The 15,410-nt window shown below is 64.1% G+C and carries 13 protein-coding genes; 11 read left to right on the top strand and 2 right to left on the bottom strand.

Annotated features, from left to right (window positions below; translation table 11 throughout):
- The first annotated feature begins 103 nt into the window (after positions 1–103).
- Positions 104–292, top strand: coding sequence for a hypothetical protein (locus JAB1_RS23235; protein ID WP_070281969.1), 189 nt, complete (start codon positions 104–106; stop codon positions 290–292).
- A 196-nt stretch (positions 293–488) separates the two neighbouring features.
- Here the strand turns inward: JAB1_RS23235 and metE are convergent, their stop codons facing one another.
- Entirely contained in the window at positions 489–2,777 is a 2,289-nt protein-coding gene (metE, locus tag JAB1_RS23230; protein WP_070281968.1) for a 5-methyltetrahydropteroyltriglutamate--homocysteine S-methyltransferase, read from the bottom strand.
- 284 nt (positions 2,778–3,061) lie between these two features.
- Positions 3,062–4,096, bottom strand: a complete 1,035-nt coding sequence (locus JAB1_RS23225) for a LacI family DNA-binding transcriptional regulator (protein ID WP_070281967.1) — start codon at positions 4,094–4,096, stop codon at positions 3,062–3,064.
- Between the two features lie 339 nt (positions 4,097–4,435).
- On the opposite strand from JAB1_RS23225, the gene araD reads away from it, so the two are divergent.
- The 10 genes from araD to JAB1_RS23175 all read left to right on the top strand — a co-directional run bounded on the left by araD (position 4,436) and on the right by JAB1_RS23175 (position 15,402).
- Positions 4,436–6,172, top strand: a complete 1,737-nt coding sequence (araD, locus tag JAB1_RS23220; protein WP_070281966.1) for an L-arabinonate dehydratase — start codon at positions 4,436–4,438, stop codon at positions 6,170–6,172.
- 38 nt (positions 6,173–6,210) lie between these two features.
- Positions 6,211–7,023 carry an aldolase/citrate lyase family protein gene (locus tag JAB1_RS23215; RefSeq protein WP_070281965.1) on the top strand — a complete coding sequence of 271 codons (813 nt, stop codon included), beginning with the start codon at positions 6,211–6,213 and terminating at the stop codon, positions 7,021–7,023.
- Between the two features lie 75 nt (positions 7,024–7,098).
- Complete coding sequence (gene ugpC, locus JAB1_RS23210) at positions 7,099–8,202, top strand: sn-glycerol-3-phosphate ABC transporter ATP-binding protein UgpC (protein ID WP_070256740.1); 1,104 nt, start codon at positions 7,099–7,101, stop codon at positions 8,200–8,202.
- Between the two features lie 46 nt (positions 8,203–8,248).
- Positions 8,249–9,499, top strand: coding sequence for an ABC transporter substrate-binding protein (locus JAB1_RS23205; RefSeq protein WP_034778560.1), 1,251 nt, complete (start codon positions 8,249–8,251; stop codon positions 9,497–9,499).
- 76 nt (positions 9,500–9,575) lie between these two features.
- Positions 9,576–10,490, top strand: a complete 915-nt coding sequence (locus tag JAB1_RS23200; RefSeq protein ID WP_070281964.1) for a sugar ABC transporter permease — start codon at positions 9,576–9,578, stop codon at positions 10,488–10,490.
- A complete protein-coding gene (locus JAB1_RS23195; protein WP_034755232.1) occupies positions 10,487–11,317 on the top strand; it encodes a carbohydrate ABC transporter permease in 831 nt (276 codons plus the stop codon). Before JAB1_RS23200 ends, JAB1_RS23195 begins: the two co-directional genes overlap by 4 nt.
- Positions 11,318–11,319: 2 nt before the next feature.
- Entirely contained in the window at positions 11,320–12,207 is an 888-nt protein-coding gene (locus JAB1_RS23190) for an aldose 1-epimerase (RefSeq protein WP_083299904.1), read from the top strand.
- Positions 12,200–13,108: an SMP-30/gluconolactonase/LRE family protein gene (locus tag JAB1_RS23185; protein ID WP_070281963.1), complete on the top strand. Its 909-nt coding sequence runs from the start codon at positions 12,200–12,202 to the stop codon at positions 13,106–13,108. The genes JAB1_RS23190 and JAB1_RS23185 overlap by 8 nt, the downstream gene beginning before the upstream one ends.
- Before the next feature lie 27 nt (positions 13,109–13,135).
- Positions 13,136–13,924: an SDR family oxidoreductase gene (locus JAB1_RS23180; RefSeq protein WP_070281962.1), complete on the top strand. Its 789-nt coding sequence runs from the start codon at positions 13,136–13,138 to the stop codon at positions 13,922–13,924.
- Between the two features lie 23 nt (positions 13,925–13,947).
- Positions 13,948–15,402, top strand: coding sequence for an NAD-dependent succinate-semialdehyde dehydrogenase (locus tag JAB1_RS23175; RefSeq protein ID WP_070281961.1), 1,455 nt, complete (start codon positions 13,948–13,950; stop codon positions 15,400–15,402).
- Positions 15,403–15,410: the final 8 nt, after the last annotated feature.

Below are 15,410 nucleotides of genomic sequence, written 5' to 3'. Positions count from 1 at the left end.
AGACATTGCCTATACGATTGCAAATGCAATTATTTTAGTTGCAATCCTTTGCGCGAGCAAGGGACACGAGATCCAACCGGAGTTCCTGCCTTCAAGGTGAAAAATGACGCTGAACAATTCTGAAACCGTGCGCATGGCCTACGCCGTGAAACTGACGAATGCGCAAGTCGAAGCGGCCAAGCGCCTGTATGCCGCGCATTTCGGCGCCACGGACAACCCGCAGGCAATGGCCGCCATCATCGCGACGCTGGCGCGCAACTACAGTTCCGCCGTGGCGGCGAATGTGCTGTAGCCCACACGCATCATGCATGACGCGGGCAAAAAAAAGCCCGCTATGGAAGCGGGCTGAATCTAATTCCTGTGAGGAAGTAGAGGAGACAGATGCATGATGCCGCATTGCAGCATCATTATCCAATTGTATGTTGTGATGACAGAAATACGATTGTTCTATATCTCAGGCATAACGGCCTCCCCTGCCCCTGCGGTCCTTATGCCACGTTGTCTCCGCGCAAGGTTTTCGCTGCCGCCACCATGTTGGCCAGCGCGGGGATCACCTCTTTCCAGCCGCGCGTCTTCAAGCCGCAATCGGGGTTGACCCATAGGCGCTGGGCGGGAATGCGCTCGGCCGCCTTGCGCATCAGTTTGACCATCTGTTCCTGGCCAGGAATATTCGGCGAGTGGATGTCGTAGACGCCAGGGCCGATTGCGTTCGGATAGTTAAAGTCATCGAAGGCATCCAGCAACTCCATGTCGGAGCGCGACGTTTCAATCGTGATGACGTCCGCATCCATGTCGGCGATCTGCGCGATGATGTCATTGAATTCCGAATAGCACATGTGCGTGTGGATCTGCGTCTCGTCGGCCACGCCATTGGCCGTGATACGGAACGATTCCACGGCCCAGCGCAGGTACTCGGCCCACTGGGCTTTACGCAGTGGCAAACCTTCGCGCAATGCCGCTTCGTCGATCTGGATCACGCGGATGCCGGCCTGTTCCAGGTCCCGCACCTCGGCGCGCATGGCCAGCGCCAGCTGGTGGCACGACACGGAACGGGGCTGGTCGTCGCGTACGAAAGACCAGTTCAGGATGGTGACGGGCCCCGTCAGCATGCCCTTCATCGGTTTGTCCGTGAGCGACTGGGCGTAGGTGCTCCACTCGACCGTCATGGCGCGCGGGCGGCTGATGTCGCCGAACAGGATGGGCGGCTTGACGCAGCGCGAACCGTACGATTGCACCCAGCCGAACTGGCTGAAGGCGTAGCCGTCGAGCTGTTCGCCGAAATACTCCACCATGTCGTTGCGTTCCGCTTCGCCGTGCACAAAGACGTCCAGGCCCAGGGTTTCCTGTTCCTTGACGCAATGCGCGATTTCCGCCTGCATCAGTTTTTTATAGCCGACTGCATCCAGCTGGCCGCTGCGGAACTGGCTGCGGGCCTGGCGGATTTCCGCCGTCTGCGGAAATGAGCCGATGGTCGTCGTCGGATACAGCGGCAGTTGCAGCAGCGCGGCTTGCTTGGCGGCACGCACGGCATAGCTGCCGGCGCGCTGGCCCAGGCTTGCGTTGCTGCGGGCCACGGCCGCCTTCACTTCCTGATTGTGCACGCGCGGCGACTGGCGGCGCGCTTGCACGGCCGCATGATTGGCGTCCAGCGCCGCTTGCACGGAGGCGCGTCCATTATTCAGCGCGCCGGCCAGGGTGCGCACTTCATCGAGCTTTTGACGGGCGAAGGCCAGCCACGACCGGATATCCGTATCCAGCTGTTGCTCACTGTCCAGGTCGACGGGCACATGCAGCAGGGAGCACGACGGCGCGATCCACAGGCGCGACTGCAGGCTGGCGTGCACGGGTTCCAGCCATGCCAGCACTTCCGTCAAATCCGTCTTCCAGATATTGCGGCCATTCACCACACCCAGCGACAGCACGCTGGTGGCAGGCAATTGCGCGATCACTTGCGCCACTTCCTCGCGGGCGTTGACGGCATCCAGGTGCAAGCCTTGCACGGGCAGCTTGCCCGCCAGTGCCAGGTTATCTTGCAGCCTGCCGAAATACGTGGCCAGCAGCAGTTTGACGTTGTTGACCTTGCTCAAGGCAGCGTAGGCCGTGACCAGCGCCTGCTGCCAGGCGCTGTCCAGTTCCGTGACGAGTACCGGTTCGTCGATCTGCACCCACTCCACGCCCTGGGCGGCCAGTTCCTGCAACAGTTGCACATAGACGGGCAGCAAGCCTTGCAGCAGCGCCAGCTTGTCGGAGTCGTCCTTGGCCTTGCCCAGCCACAAATAGGTGACAGGGCCGATCAGCACAGGCTTGGCTTTTACACCGAGCTGGCGCGCCTGCGCCAGTTGCTGCAACAGGCGGCTGCTGTCGAGCTTGAACTGCATGTCGGCCGCAAATTCCGGCACGATGTAGTGATAATTGGTGTCGAACCATTTCGTCATTTCGCCGGCGTGAATACAGCTGCAATCGCTGTCGCTGGCCGAGCGGCCACGGGCCACGCGGAAATAGTTGTCGAGCGCTGCGCCAGTCAGGTGGCGCACGCGCTGCGGCAAATTACCCAAGGTAAAGCTCAGGTCCAGCACCTGGTCATAGAAGGAAAAGTCGCCCACGGGCGCCAGGTCCAGCCCGTTCTGGTCTTGCCAGTGGCGCTGGCGCAGTTCGGCGCCCCGGCCTTCCAGCGCGGCCAGCGTGCTGTTGCCTTTCCAGTAGTCTTCCAGTGCGAACTTCAGTTCGCGTTTGGCGCCGATGCGCGGGTAGCCCAGATTATGTGTCGTGACGGTCATGGCGGTAGTGCCTCCTGGTGAAGTATGGAGACATCATAGAGGCTTTCATCCATGAAAAATAATGGTGAAACTTCATGCATCCATTATTAATATTCATGTGAGACCAGGCTCGAACGCGGCGGGGCGCAGGCAAAAAAAAGCCCGCTGCGGGAGCGGGCTGAATCTAATTCCTGTGAGGAAGTAGAGGAGACAAGTGCATGATGCCGCATCGCAGCATAGCTATCCAATTGCATGTTGTGATGATGGAAATATGATTCATCAATATCTGCCGTCAACCGTGGCCATCAGGCGCTGGCCCGCGCGATCAGCTGGTAGGCCAGCGGCGCCAAGGCTGGCGGCGCGGCGCCCTCGTCCACTTCGCCCAGGCGCTGCAGGATCGCCTGTGCAGCCAGGCGGCCGATGTCATAGCGCGGTACGCGGATCGTCGTCAGCGCGGGGATGAGTTTTTCCGAGAACGGGAAGTCGCCGAAGCCCGCCACCGCACATTGCTCGGGAATGCGGATGCCGAGGCGCGCCGCTTCGTAGATGGCGCCTGCCGCCATGTTGTCGTTGGCAAAAAACAGGGCGTCAGGACGCTCGGCGCGCGCCATTTGCTCGCTGAACACTTGCCCGCCCGCGTCGAGCGGCGCCGTCACCAAAGCTTGCACGATTTCAGGACGCAAACCCAGCTGCTGCATGGTTTCCTCATAGCCCTGGGCCCGCTTGCGCGCGCGGAAATCGCTGCCGATGCCGCTGTCCACATACACGATGCGCCGGTAGCCTTGCGCGTGCAGGTACAAGGTCATGTCGCGCCCCGTGGCGATATGCGAAAAGCCGATTTGCGGATACGGCCGCTCGGGACGGATATCCCACGTTTCGATGACGGGAATCTGCAAGCCCGCCAGCAAGGTTTCCGTGGCGGCGCTGTGGTCGGCGCCCGTCAGCACCAGGGCGCGCGGCGACCAGCCGAGAAAGGCGCGCACCACCTTCTCTTCCGTCTCGATCGAATAATCGTGGGTGGCCAGCAGCAACTGGTAATTATGCTGCGACAAGGTAGTCGACAAGCCCTGGATGGTTTCCGCAAAGATGGAATTCGACACGCTGGGCACGATGGCGCCCACGATGCGGCCCTGGGTCGACGCGAGGCCGCCGGCCGCCTCGTTGCGGATATAGCCGAGCTGGTCGATGGCGCTCTTGATGCGCTCGCGCGTTTCCTGCGACACGCGGTCCGGCTCCTTGAAATAGCGCGACACGGAAATGGCCGAGGTCTGTGCCAATTTGGCCACATCGAACACGGTGCTGCGGCCGAGGCCGCGCCGCTTGCGTACTGGGTCGTTCATGGGTACTGCCTTCTCAAAAATCGGTGATCACCACGCATCATGCCATGGCCGGCTGCACAGGGGATGCCAGAGTGGCGCCGCTGCGCCATGGCGTGCCGCGATACTGGCAGGCCGGGCCGCAGAAATTCCACCCTGGAAATTGGCGCCAATGAAATCATGCCGATAGTGTAATGGCTACGCGCATTCCCCCTGCATTAAATCTGTTGACAGCCCCCGGCGATTCAAATTATATTTCGCTGTACTTGCAATGTTAGCGCTAACAAAGACTGACAGCAAGACCCGAGACAGCCGCACTGGAACGCCATACGCAGCGCGCCAGGCAACCAAAAAGGACACACATTGAGCTCCGCTACCTCCCGCCGCACGCTGGAATCCCTGCGCAGCCAGCGCTGGCTGGCCCCAGACGACATGCGCTCGTTCGCCCACCGCCAGCGCCTGCAGCAGATGGGCTTGCGCCGCGAGGAATTCCTCGACCGCCCCGTCATCGCCATCATCAATACCTGGAGCGACCTGTCGCCGTGCCACTCGCACCTGCGTGAGCGGGCCGAAGCCGTCAAACGGGGCATCCTGCTGGCCGGCGGCTTCCCCGTCGAACTGCCGGCCCTGTCGCTGGGCGAAGTGATGGTCAAGCCCACCACCATGATCTACCGCAACTTCCTCGCCATGGAAACGGAGGAACTGCTGCGCTCGCTGCCCATCGACGGCGCCGTGCTGCTCGGCGGCTGCGACAAGACGACGCCCGGCATGCTGATGGGCGCCATCAGCATGGACATCCCCGCCATCTTCTGTCCCGCCGGCCCCATGCTCAACGACCGCTACCGCGGCCAGAGCGTGGGCGCGGGCACGCATACCAAGAAATTCTGGGACGACTACGTGGCCGGCGACATCGCCAAGCCCGAGTGGATCAAGCTGGAAGCGAAGATGACGCGCTCGCCCGGCACCTGCAACACCATGGGCACGGCGTCCACCATGACGTCCATCGTCGAAGCGATGGGCTTTACCTTGCCGGGCGCCACCAGCATTCCCGCCATGGATGCCAACCACGTGCGCATGGCCTCGCAATGCGGCGAGCGCATCGTCGGCATGGTGTGGGAAGACTTGAAGCCGTCGCGCTTCTTCACCCGCGCCGCGCTGTCGAACGGCGTGGCCGCCTACATGGCGCTCGGCGGCTCGACCAACGCGGCCATCCACCTGGTGGCCATCGCCGGGCGCGCCGGCCTGGCCCTGTCGCTCGATGAAATGGATGCGATGGCACAAAAAGTACCGGTCATCGCCAACCTCTTCCCTTCCGGCGACAAGCTGATGGAAGATTTCTTCTATGCGGGCGGCATGCCGGCCCTGCTCAAGGAAATCATGCCGCAGCTGGACTTGACGGCCTTGACGGTGACGGGCCGTACCTTGGGCGAGAATATCGCCGACGCCGTCTGCCTGGACGACAGCGTCATCCGCAAGGTGTCGCAGCCGGTGGCCGATGGCGCGGCGCTGGCCGTGCTGCGCGGCAACCTGTGTCCTGGCGGCGCCGTCATCAAGCCATCGGCCGCCAATCCGAAGTTCGCCAAACACCGCGGACGTGCCCTCGTATTCGACTCGAACGCGGAAATGCTGGCGCAAATCCACGCACCCGACCTCGATATCGATGAAAACACGGTCTTGATCCTGCGCAATGGCGGTCCCATCGGCGCGCCAGGCATGCCGGAATGGGGCAATCTGCCGGTGCCGAAAAAGCTGCTGCAGCAGGGCATCCGCGACATGGTGCGCATCTCCGACGCGCGCATGAGCGGCACCCACTACGGCACCTGCGTGCTGCACGTGACGCCCGAAGCGGCCGTCGGCGGTCCGCTGGCATTGGTACGCAACGGCGACATGATAGTGCTCGACATCGCCGCGCGCACCCTGAACATGGAGGTAACGGACGAGGAACTGGCGCGCCGCCGCGCCGAGTGGCAGGCGCCGGCGCAAAAATATGCGCGCGGCTATACCAAGCTGTACATGGAGCACGTGACGCAGGCGGACCAGGGCTGCGACCTGGACTTCTTGCTGGGCAACGCCGCCACGCCGGAGCCGCCGATTTTCTGACGCCGCCGCCTTCCCTACCTATATTAGAGAGCACAACTATGGATATCCTGGACAACCGTTTCCGCGCCTTGCTGGCGGACAAAGCAGTACCGCTGGGCAGCTGGCTGATGGCCGGCACGCCCGTGACGGCCGAAGCCATGGGCTGCGCCGGCTTCGACTGGCTGGTGCTGGACATGGAACACGTGCCCATCGACTACCAGGACGCCTACCAGATCCTGCAGGCAGTCGGCGGCACGCCGGCCTGCCCCGTCGTGCGCCTGGCCTGGAACGACCTGGTGCAGATCAAGCGCGCGCTCGACATCGGCGCGCAAACGCTGATGTTCCCCTTCGTGGAAAATGCCGGCGAGGCGCGCAGCGCCGTGGCAGCCACCCGCTATCCACAGCCGGGCCAGTCCATTCCCGGCACGCGCGGTTTTGCCGCCATGCACCGCGCCAGCCGCTATGGCACCGTGCCCGACTACGCCACGCGCGCCAACGGCGCCGTCTTCTCGATTATCCAGCTGGAAACCCCGGCCGCCCTGGCGCAGCTGGAAGAAATCGCCGCCGTCGATGGCGTCGACGCCCTGTTCGTGGGACCGGGCGACCTGTCGGCCGCCATGGGCCATATCGGCAACATCGGCCACCCGGACGTGCAGGCAGCCATTGCCGACGCGGCCCGCCGCGCGCGCGCCATCGGCAAACCCATCGGCATTGTCGGCCCCTCGCCGGAAATGGTGCACACTTTCATCAGTTACGGCTATGACTACGTGGCCATCGCTTCGGACATGGGCATGATGATGCGCCAGGCCAATGCCTTTATCACGGCCCTGAAACCGTCGCTGGCGAAAGCCCTCGACACGGGAGCCTACTAATTGTTCTGTTGCAACGCACTGTTGCAACGCACGTAACGCGCTCAGACGCGTCATTCGCATCTTTTGGAGACAAGCATGTCAGGTGTAAAACTGGAAAAGGTCGTCAAGAAGTACGACAACGGCGTCGAAGTCATTCATGGCATCGACCTGGAAATCAAGCAAGGCGAGTTCGTCGTCTTCGTGGGCCCTTCGGGTTGCGGAAAATCAACACTGATGCGCATGGTCGCGGGGCTCGAATCCATCACGGGCGGCACCATCTCCATCGAGGGACAGGTCGTCAACGACTTGCCGCCACGCGAGCGCGACATCGCCATGGTGTTCCAGGACTATGCGCTGTATCCGCACAAGTCCGTGTTCGACAACCTGGGCTTTGGCTTGAAACTGCGCAAGTTCCCCAAGGCGGAAATCGAACAGCGCGTGCGCGCCGCCGCCACCATCCTGAAAATCGACCACTTGCTCGACCGCAAGCCGCGCGCCCTGTCCGGCGGCCAGCGCCAGCGCGTGGCCATGGGCCGCGCCATCGTGCGCCAGGCCAAGCTGTTCCTGTTCGATGAGCCGCTGTCGAACCTGGACGCCCTGCTGCGCTCGGAAATGCGCACGGAAATCAAGAAGCTGCACCAGCGCATCGGCGCCACCACCATTTACGTCACGCATGACCAGGTCGAGGCGATGACCCTGGCCGAGCGCATCGTCGTGTTGTCCGGCGGCAACATCATGCAGGTCGGCACGCCGGACCAGATCTACAACGAGCCTGTGTCGAAATTCGTCGCCGGTTTCACGGGCTCGCCGCCGATGAACTTCCTCGGCGCCAAGGTGGCGCGCAACGGCGCCGGCCAGGCCGAGATCGTCCTGGGCGCGGCCCGCCTGGCCCTGCCGCTCGAGCGCCAGGCCGCATGCGGCAAGCTCGACGGCCGCGCAGTGGAATTCGGCATCCGCCCGGAAGACATCACGCTGGAAGCGGCCAGTCCCGCCAGCGCCGCCCTGGCCGCGACGGTCGTGGTGGTCGAGCCGCTGGGCGCGGAAACCCTGGTCATCTTCCAGTGCGAAGGCGGCGAATTGACGGCGCGCCTGCCGCCCACGTTTGCCCTGGCGCCGGGACAGCAAGTCACGGTACAGCTGGACATGGAGAAATTCCATCTGTTCGATCCGCAAGGGGGCGCGGTACTGCCCTCCCGATAAGCCGCGAACGACCGGCATACCCATTCCAAAAACAGGAGACAACATCATGCGTATCAAATCCCTCGTCCTGGCGCTCGGCGCCACCTTCGTCCTCGCTACCGGCGCGCACGCGCAAACCGTCAAGGTGTTCGTCGGCGGCCAGGAGCGCCCCGAAGTCATGCGCGAACTGTTCGCCAAGTTCATGGCCGCCAATCCCGGCGTCAAGATCGACCTGGAAACGGGCGGCGCCACGTCCGAACTGCAGCAGAAATACCTGAACACGGTGCTGTCGGCCGGCGACACCACCCTGGACGTATTCCTGATCGACATCATCCGCCCGGCCCAGTACGCGTCGGCCGGCTGGATCGAAAGCCTGGACAAATACCTGGGCGCCGACCGCGACAAGATCATGGGCCAGTACTTGCCCGCCTACAAGCAAGCCAATATGGTCGACAACAAGGTCGTGGCCCTGCCCGCCTTTGCCGACGCCATGTTCCTCTACTACCGCAAGGACTTGCTGGCCAAGTACAAGCTGGCGGCGCCAAAAACCTGGGATGAGCTGGCCAGCGTGGCACGCACCATCCAGGCCGGCGAAAAGAATCCGGAACTGCAAGGCATCAGCTTCCAGGGCAAGGCCATCGAAGGCGCCGTCTGCACCTTCCTGTTGCCGTACTGGAGCCAGGGCGGCGAACTGGTCACCAATGGCAAGCTGACCCTGGACAAGCCCAAGGCGGAAGCGGGCCTGGCCATGTGGCGCAAGCTGGTCGACCAGGGCGTGGCGAAAAAGAATATCGCCGAAGTGGCCACCGACGATACGCGCAAGGAATTCCAGGCCGGCAACGTGTTGTTTGCCGTCAACTGGGGCTATGCCTGGAATCATTTCCAGGATGGCGCCGACAGCAGCGTGAAAGATAAAGTCGGCGTCGTCAGCCTGCCGGCCATGGCGGGCGGCAAACCTGCCTCGTGCATCGGCGGCTGGCAGTGGGCCGTGTCTTCATTCTCGAAAAACAAGGAAGCATCGGCAAAGCTGGTGCGTTGGCTGTCGAGCCCGGAAGTGTCGAAGCAGCTGGCCATCAAGGCATCCAACCTGCCCGTCTACCCGTCCGTCTACCAGGACAAGGAAGTACTGGCCGTCAATGGCTGGTTCGCCGATGCCTTGCCAGTGGTGCAAAGCGCCCGTTCGCGTCCCGTCACGCCGCGCTACAGCGAAGTGTCCGAAGCCGTGCGCGTCAACACGAATGCCGTGATGGCGGGCGTGAAAACGCCGGCGGCGGGCGTGGCCGAGATCGAAAACCGGGTCAAGCGCATCCTGCGCTAAGGAGACCGAACCCGTGCCGCCACGACGGCGGCGCGGGCGGCACACGCATACGCACACCGCAACAGACGAGGAAATCATGAGGCAACGCACCCTGAAAAGCCGCATCACGGACCCCAGCGAAACAATGCTGGCCTGGGTCCTGCTGACGCCGGCGATTCTCTTTTTACTGCTGATCGTGGCCTACCCGGTCAGCAAACTGATCTACAACAGCTTTTTCGACATCCGCCTGTCCGGCGGCAGCCTGCCCAGTTTCGTGGGCCTGGACAACTACAAGATGGCGCTGGAAGACAGCCTGTTCTGGAAGTCCTTGAAAAACACCGTCATCATCACCGTCGTCACCGTACCGGGCGCGCTGGTGGCGGGCCTGGGCCTGGCCATGCTGGCCAACATGCCGTTCAAATACCGCTGGCCCGTGCGCCTGGCGCTGCTGCTGCCGTGGGCCTTGCCGCTGGCCTTCGTCGGCCTGATCTTCGCCTGGTTCTTCCACAGCGAATACGGCCTGGTGAACGACATCATCCGCCGCATCGACCTCTTGGTCCCCGGCCTGGGCTGGGAACCGCAGATCTGGTTCAATTCGCCCGCGCTGACCATGGCCGCCATCTGCATCACGACCATCTGGAAAACCTCGTCGTTCATGGCCCTGATTTTATTGGCCGGCCTGCAGACCATCCCCGCCTCGCTGTATGAAGCGGCCGAAGTGGACGGTGCCAGCAAGTGGAAGCAATTCACGGAAGTGACCCTGCCCCTGCTGGTGCCGTCGATGCTGGTGGCGCTGATCTTCCGCACCCTGACGGCCATCCAGTCCTTCGATATTCCGTACAACATGCCCGGCCCTGGCGACGAAACCAAGACCCTGGCCATGTATATCCAGTCCAATACCGTCGACTACCTCGACGTGGGCTACGGCTCGACCCTGGCGGTCTTCATGTTCCTGCTGTCGATGGCCACCACGTTTGTGTATCTGAAATATGTAAGAGGAGACAAAGAATGAGCGGCCTGTTTTCATCGAAGCGCCTGCGCTGGTTCGCCGCCGCGATCGTCATCCTCAACGGCGTCTTCCCCGCCCTGTGGATCCTGTTTACCTCGCTCAAGACCGAAAGCGAACTGACGCAAAAGCCGATCACCTACTGGCCGCACGAACCGACCATCGGCAATTTCATCTCCGCCTTCCAGGACCAGCCGTTGCTGACGTTCCTGACCAACAGCCTGATCGTGGCCGGCCTGTCGACCCTGCTCAGCCTGTTCATCAGCGCGCTGGCCGCGTATGCGATTGCCCGCTTGCGCCTGCGCTTCCGCGGCCTGATCCTCACTGCCATCATCGGCGTGTCGATGTTCCCGCTGGTGACGCTGATGGTGCCATTGTTCGAGATCATGCGCAGCCTGGGCTTGCTGAACTCCTACTGGGCGCTGGTGCTGCCTTACACGGTGCTGAACCTGCCCATCTGCACCCTGATGATGGTGAGCTTTTTCCAGGATATCCCGCGCGACATCGAGAACGCGGCCATGCTCGACGGCTGCACCCGGTTGAGCGCCCTGTGGCGCATCGTGCTGCCGCTGGCCGCGCCTGGCGTAGCGACGGCCGCCATCCTCGCGTTTGTGAATTCCTGGGACGAGTTCCTGCTGGCGCTGTCGATGAATTCGGCCGTGGCTTACCGCACCCTGCCCGTCGGCATCCAGCTGTACCAGGGCGAGTTCGCCTTCCCGTGGCCGATCATCTCCGCGGCACTGGTGGTGGCCATCGTGCCCATCGTCGTGCTGATCGTGATCTTCCAGGAAAAGGTCGTCAGCGGCCTGACCTCGGGCGGCTTGAAGGGCTGAGAATGGACCACCAGTCTCCCTTCACCCTGGCGCACGGCGACTGCCGCGCCGACGTCCACCCGGCCACGGGTGGCGCGCTGGCGGCTTTCCGCTGGCGCGGGCGCGACATCCTGCGCGCCGCGCCAGCCGCTGCCGACGTGCGGCAGATGGCCTGCTACCCTTTGGTGCCGTATTCGAACCGCATCGGCAACGCCGTGCTGCAGGCGCAGGAACAGGCGCATGCGCTGCGCGCCAACTTCCCGCCCGAGCCGCACAGCATCCACGGCTTCGGCTGGCAGCGCGCCTGGCACGTGGCGGCGCGTGCGGACGACAGCGCCGAACTGCTGCTGGTGCACGGCGGCGACGCCGACTGGCCGTTCGCCTGCGAAGCGCGGCAAACCGTGCTGCTCGACGCTGCCGGCCTGCGCCTGACCTTATCCGTGCGCAATGACGATACGCGCGCCATGCCCGCCGGCCTGGGTTTTCACCCCTACTTTCCGCTGGCGCCAGGCCTGCGCCTGCAGGCGCAATGGGATGGCGTGTGGAGCATGGGCGATGACCACTTGCCGGCCGGCCTCGCGCCCGTGGCGCAGGCGTCGCCATTCGCCACGCCGCAGCCCGTGGCCGGCTGGCGCAGCGACCATTGCTACAGCGGCTGGACGGGCCGCGCCAGCCTCGATTACGGCGACTACAGCGTGCAGCTGTCGGCCAGCGAGAATTGCCGCCACCTCGTGTGCTTCGCGCCCAACGACGAGCGCAGCTTCATCGCCATCGAACCCGTCACGCACGCGAATAACGCGTTTGCGCTGGCCGCGCGCGGCGCGCGTGACACGGGCATGCGCTTGCTGGCGCCCGGCGAGAGTCTGCACATCGCCATGCGCCTGGCCATCGAGGAGAGCCAGCATGCGTGAATGGCAAGCCGAACTCGTGCTCGACGCGCGCGCCCAGCTGGGCGAATGCCCGCTGTGGAGCGTGGCCGAGCAGTGTTTGTACTGGATCGATATCGCCGGGCGCCGCCTGCACCGCTACGATCCGGCCACAAGCCTCGACCGCGTCTGGTGGGTGCCGTGCGAGCCGGGCTGCATCGCCCTGGCTGAAAAGGGCGGCCTGGTGGCAGCCCTGCGCGACGGTTTCTACCGCTTCTATCCGCAGGAAGGCTTGCTCGACAAGCTGGCCGACGCCCCCTACGACAGCCGCGACATGCGTTTCAACGATGGCCGCTGCGACAGCGCCGGGCGTTTCTGGGCCGGCGCCATGTACGAACCGCGCACGGCGGAACTGGCTGCCATGTTTTGCCTGGAACGGGGCGCCACGCGCCTGGGCTGGGGGCCGCAGCAGGATCTTGGCGTGAAAGTCAGCAATGGCCTCGCCTTCGCGGCCGATGGCCAGTCGCTGTTCCAGTCCGACACGCCGAACCACGTGATCTACCGTTTCGCCTTTGACGCGGCCAGCGGCCAGGTGGGCGAACGCAAGGTGTTTGCCCGCCTGCCCGCCAAGGGAGAGGACGCCGTCTACGGCGGCCGCCCCGATGGCGCGGCGCTCGATGCCGAAGGCTGCTACTGGAGCGCGCAATACGAAGGCGGCCGGGTGCTGCGCTTTTCGCCGCAGGGAGAGATCATCGGCATCGTGCGCGTGCCCGTCACGCGCCCCACCATGATCGCCTTTGGCGGCGCCGACCTGCGCACCCTGTACATCACCAGCGCGCGCGAAGGCGCAAGCGACGACGAACTGGCGCGCCAGCCGCAGGCCGGGGGCCTCTTTGCCGTGCGCCTGGACGTGGCCGGCCGCCCCGAACCCCTTTACCGGGATTGATATCCGGATCTTCACCCTGAGGACAGCATGAACGCCAACATCACTCTCTACCCCAGCCTGCAGGACCGCGTGGTCTTCGTTTCCGGCGGCGGCTCCGGCATCGGCGCTGCGCTGGTCGAACACTTCGCCATGCAAGGCGCGCAAGTGGCTTTTTGCGACATCGACCGCGACGCCAGCGACGCCCTGGCCGCGCGCCTGGCGCCCCTTTGCCGCCATGCGCCCTATTTTGTCTACAGCGACATCCGCGACATCGCCGCCTACCAGGCCAGCCTGGCCGACGTCGAGGCGCGCTTCGGCGCCATCCGCGTGCTGCTCAATAACGCGGGCCGCGACGACCGTCATTCGCTGGCGGAACTGACGCCCGAATACTGGGACAACTGCCTGGCGCTGAACTTGAAACACCACGTGTTCGCCATCCAGCAGGTGGCGCCCGGCATGGCGGCCGCCGGCGGCGGTTCCATCATCAACCTGGGCTCGATCTCGTGGATGCGCGGGCGCCCCAACCTGGTCGGCTACACCACCTCCAAGGCGGGCATCGCGGGCCTGTCGCGCACCCTGGCGCGCGAGCTGGGCGAGCAGAATATCCGCGTCAACGCCATCGCCCCGGGCGCCATCGCCACGGACCGCCAGGCTGCGCTGTGGCGCGACCCGGAAGAAGACCGCCGTTTCATCGAACTGCAATGCCTGAAATACCGGCTCGACGCGGGCCACGTGGCGCGCACGGCCCTGTTCCTGGCGGCCGACGACTCGGACGGCATCACGGGCCAGAACATCATCGTCGATGCCGGCCTCGCGCAAGTATCTGTAGCTGGCTAAGCCCCCATTCAAGGAGAACCCTCATGTTGAACCTGCAAGACGCAAGCCTGTTGAAACAGCAATGCCTGATCGACGGCGCCTGGTGCGACGCCGATGACGGCGCCACCATCGATGTCACCAACCCGGCTACCGGCGCCGTGATCGCCACCGTGCCGCGCATGGGTGCGGCCGAGACGCGGCGCGCCATCGCCGCCTCGCATGCGGCCTTCCGGCTGTGGCGCAAGCAGACCGTCAAGGCGCGCGCCACGGTGCTGCGCGCCTGGCATGCGCTGATCCTGCAGCACGCGGACGACCTGGCGCTAATATTGACTACTGAACAGGGCAAGTCGCTGGCGGAAGCCAAGGGCGAGATCGTCTCGAACGCGGCCTACCTGGAATGGTTTGCCGAGGAAGGCAAGCGCGCGTATGGCGACGTGATCGCGCCGCCGTCGAACGACAAGCGCATCGTCGTCATCAAGCAGCCGATCGGCGTGTGCGCGGCCATCACGCCGTGGAATTTCCCGAACGGCATGATCACGCGCAAGGCCGGCCCCGCCCTGGCCGCCGGCTGCAGCATGGTCCTGAAACCGGCGTCGCAAACGCCGCTGTCGGCCCTGGCCCTGGCCGAACTGGCGCTGCGCGCCGGCGTGCCGCCCGGCGTGTTCAATGTGGTGACGGGCGCGGCGCAGGCGATCGGCACGGAACTGTGCCATAACGACCTGGTCCGCAAGATCACGTTTACGGGATCGACGGAAGTGGGCGCCTGGCTGTCGCGCGAGGCGGCCGGCACGATCAAGAAGCTGTCGCTGGAACTGGGCGGCAACGCGCCCTTCATCGTCTTCGAGGATGCCGATATCGACGCGGCCGTCGAAGGCGTGCTGATGTCGAAATACCGCAACAGCGGCCAGACCTGCGTCTGCGCCAACCGCATCTACGTGCAGGACAGCATCTACGACGACTTCGCCGCCCGCCTGGTGGCCAAGGTGGCCGAGCTGAAACTGGGGGCCGGCACCGAAGCAGGCGTCACGCAAGGCCCGCTGATCGATGAAAACGCCGTGCGCAAGATCGAACAGCACATCGCCGATGCGCTGGCCAAGGGCGGCAAGCTGGCCATCGGCGGCAAGCGCCACGCGCTGGGCGGCAGCTTCTTCGAGCCCAGCGTGGTGCTGGAAGCGAACAGCGACATGCTGGTCGCCACCGAGGAAACCTTCGCCCCGCTGGCGCCCCTGTTCCGCTTCGGCAGCGAAGAGGAAGTCGTCGCCATGGCCAACGCCACGCAGTTCGGCCTGGCCGGCTATTTCTACAGCCGCGACCTGGGCAGAGTCTGGCGCGTGGCGGAAGAACTGGAAGTGGGCATGGTCGGCATCAACACGGGCATGATCGCCAATGAAATGGCGCCGTTCGGCGGCGTCAAGCATTCGGGCATGGGCCGCGAAGGCTCGCATTACGGCATGGACGACTTCCTCGATATCAAATATTTGTGCATGGGAGGGATTTGATTATTTCA

The organism is Janthinobacterium sp. MP5059B (genome assembly GCF_001758645.1).
GTDB classification, from domain to species: Bacteria; Pseudomonadota; Gammaproteobacteria; order Burkholderiales; family Burkholderiaceae_D; genus Janthinobacterium; species Janthinobacterium lividum.
The sequence above is the reverse complement of the archived record's forward strand: the minus strand, read 5'-3'. Positions and strand labels throughout refer to the sequence as shown.

Coding starts and splice junctions, on each gene's coding strand:
- JAB1_RS23235 (WP_070281969.1), top strand. CDS start 104: ATGACGCTGAACAATTCTGAAACCGTGCGCATGGCCTACGCCGTGAAA.
- metE (WP_070281968.1), bottom strand. CDS start 2,777: ATGACCGTCACGACACATAATCTGGGCTACCCGCGCATCGGCGCCAAA.
- JAB1_RS23225 (WP_070281967.1), bottom strand. CDS start 4,096: ATGAACGACCCAGTACGCAAGCGGCGCGGCCTCGGCCGCAGCACCGTG.
- JAB1_RS23215 (WP_070281965.1), top strand. CDS start 6,211: ATGGATATCCTGGACAACCGTTTCCGCGCCTTGCTGGCGGACAAAGCA.
- ugpC (WP_070256740.1), top strand. CDS start 7,099: ATGTCAGGTGTAAAACTGGAAAAGGTCGTCAAGAAGTACGACAACGGC.
- JAB1_RS23205 (WP_034778560.1), top strand. CDS start 8,249: ATGCGTATCAAATCCCTCGTCCTGGCGCTCGGCGCCACCTTCGTCCTC.
- JAB1_RS23200 (WP_070281964.1), top strand. CDS start 9,576: ATGAGGCAACGCACCCTGAAAAGCCGCATCACGGACCCCAGCGAAACA.
- JAB1_RS23195 (WP_034755232.1), top strand. CDS start 10,487: ATGAGCGGCCTGTTTTCATCGAAGCGCCTGCGCTGGTTCGCCGCCGCG.
- JAB1_RS23190 (WP_083299904.1), top strand. CDS start 11,320: ATGGACCACCAGTCTCCCTTCACCCTGGCGCACGGCGACTGCCGCGCC.
- JAB1_RS23185 (WP_070281963.1), top strand. CDS start 12,200: ATGCGTGAATGGCAAGCCGAACTCGTGCTCGACGCGCGCGCCCAGCTG.
- JAB1_RS23180 (WP_070281962.1), top strand. CDS start 13,136: ATGAACGCCAACATCACTCTCTACCCCAGCCTGCAGGACCGCGTGGTC.
- JAB1_RS23175 (WP_070281961.1), top strand. CDS start 13,948: ATGTTGAACCTGCAAGACGCAAGCCTGTTGAAACAGCAATGCCTGATC.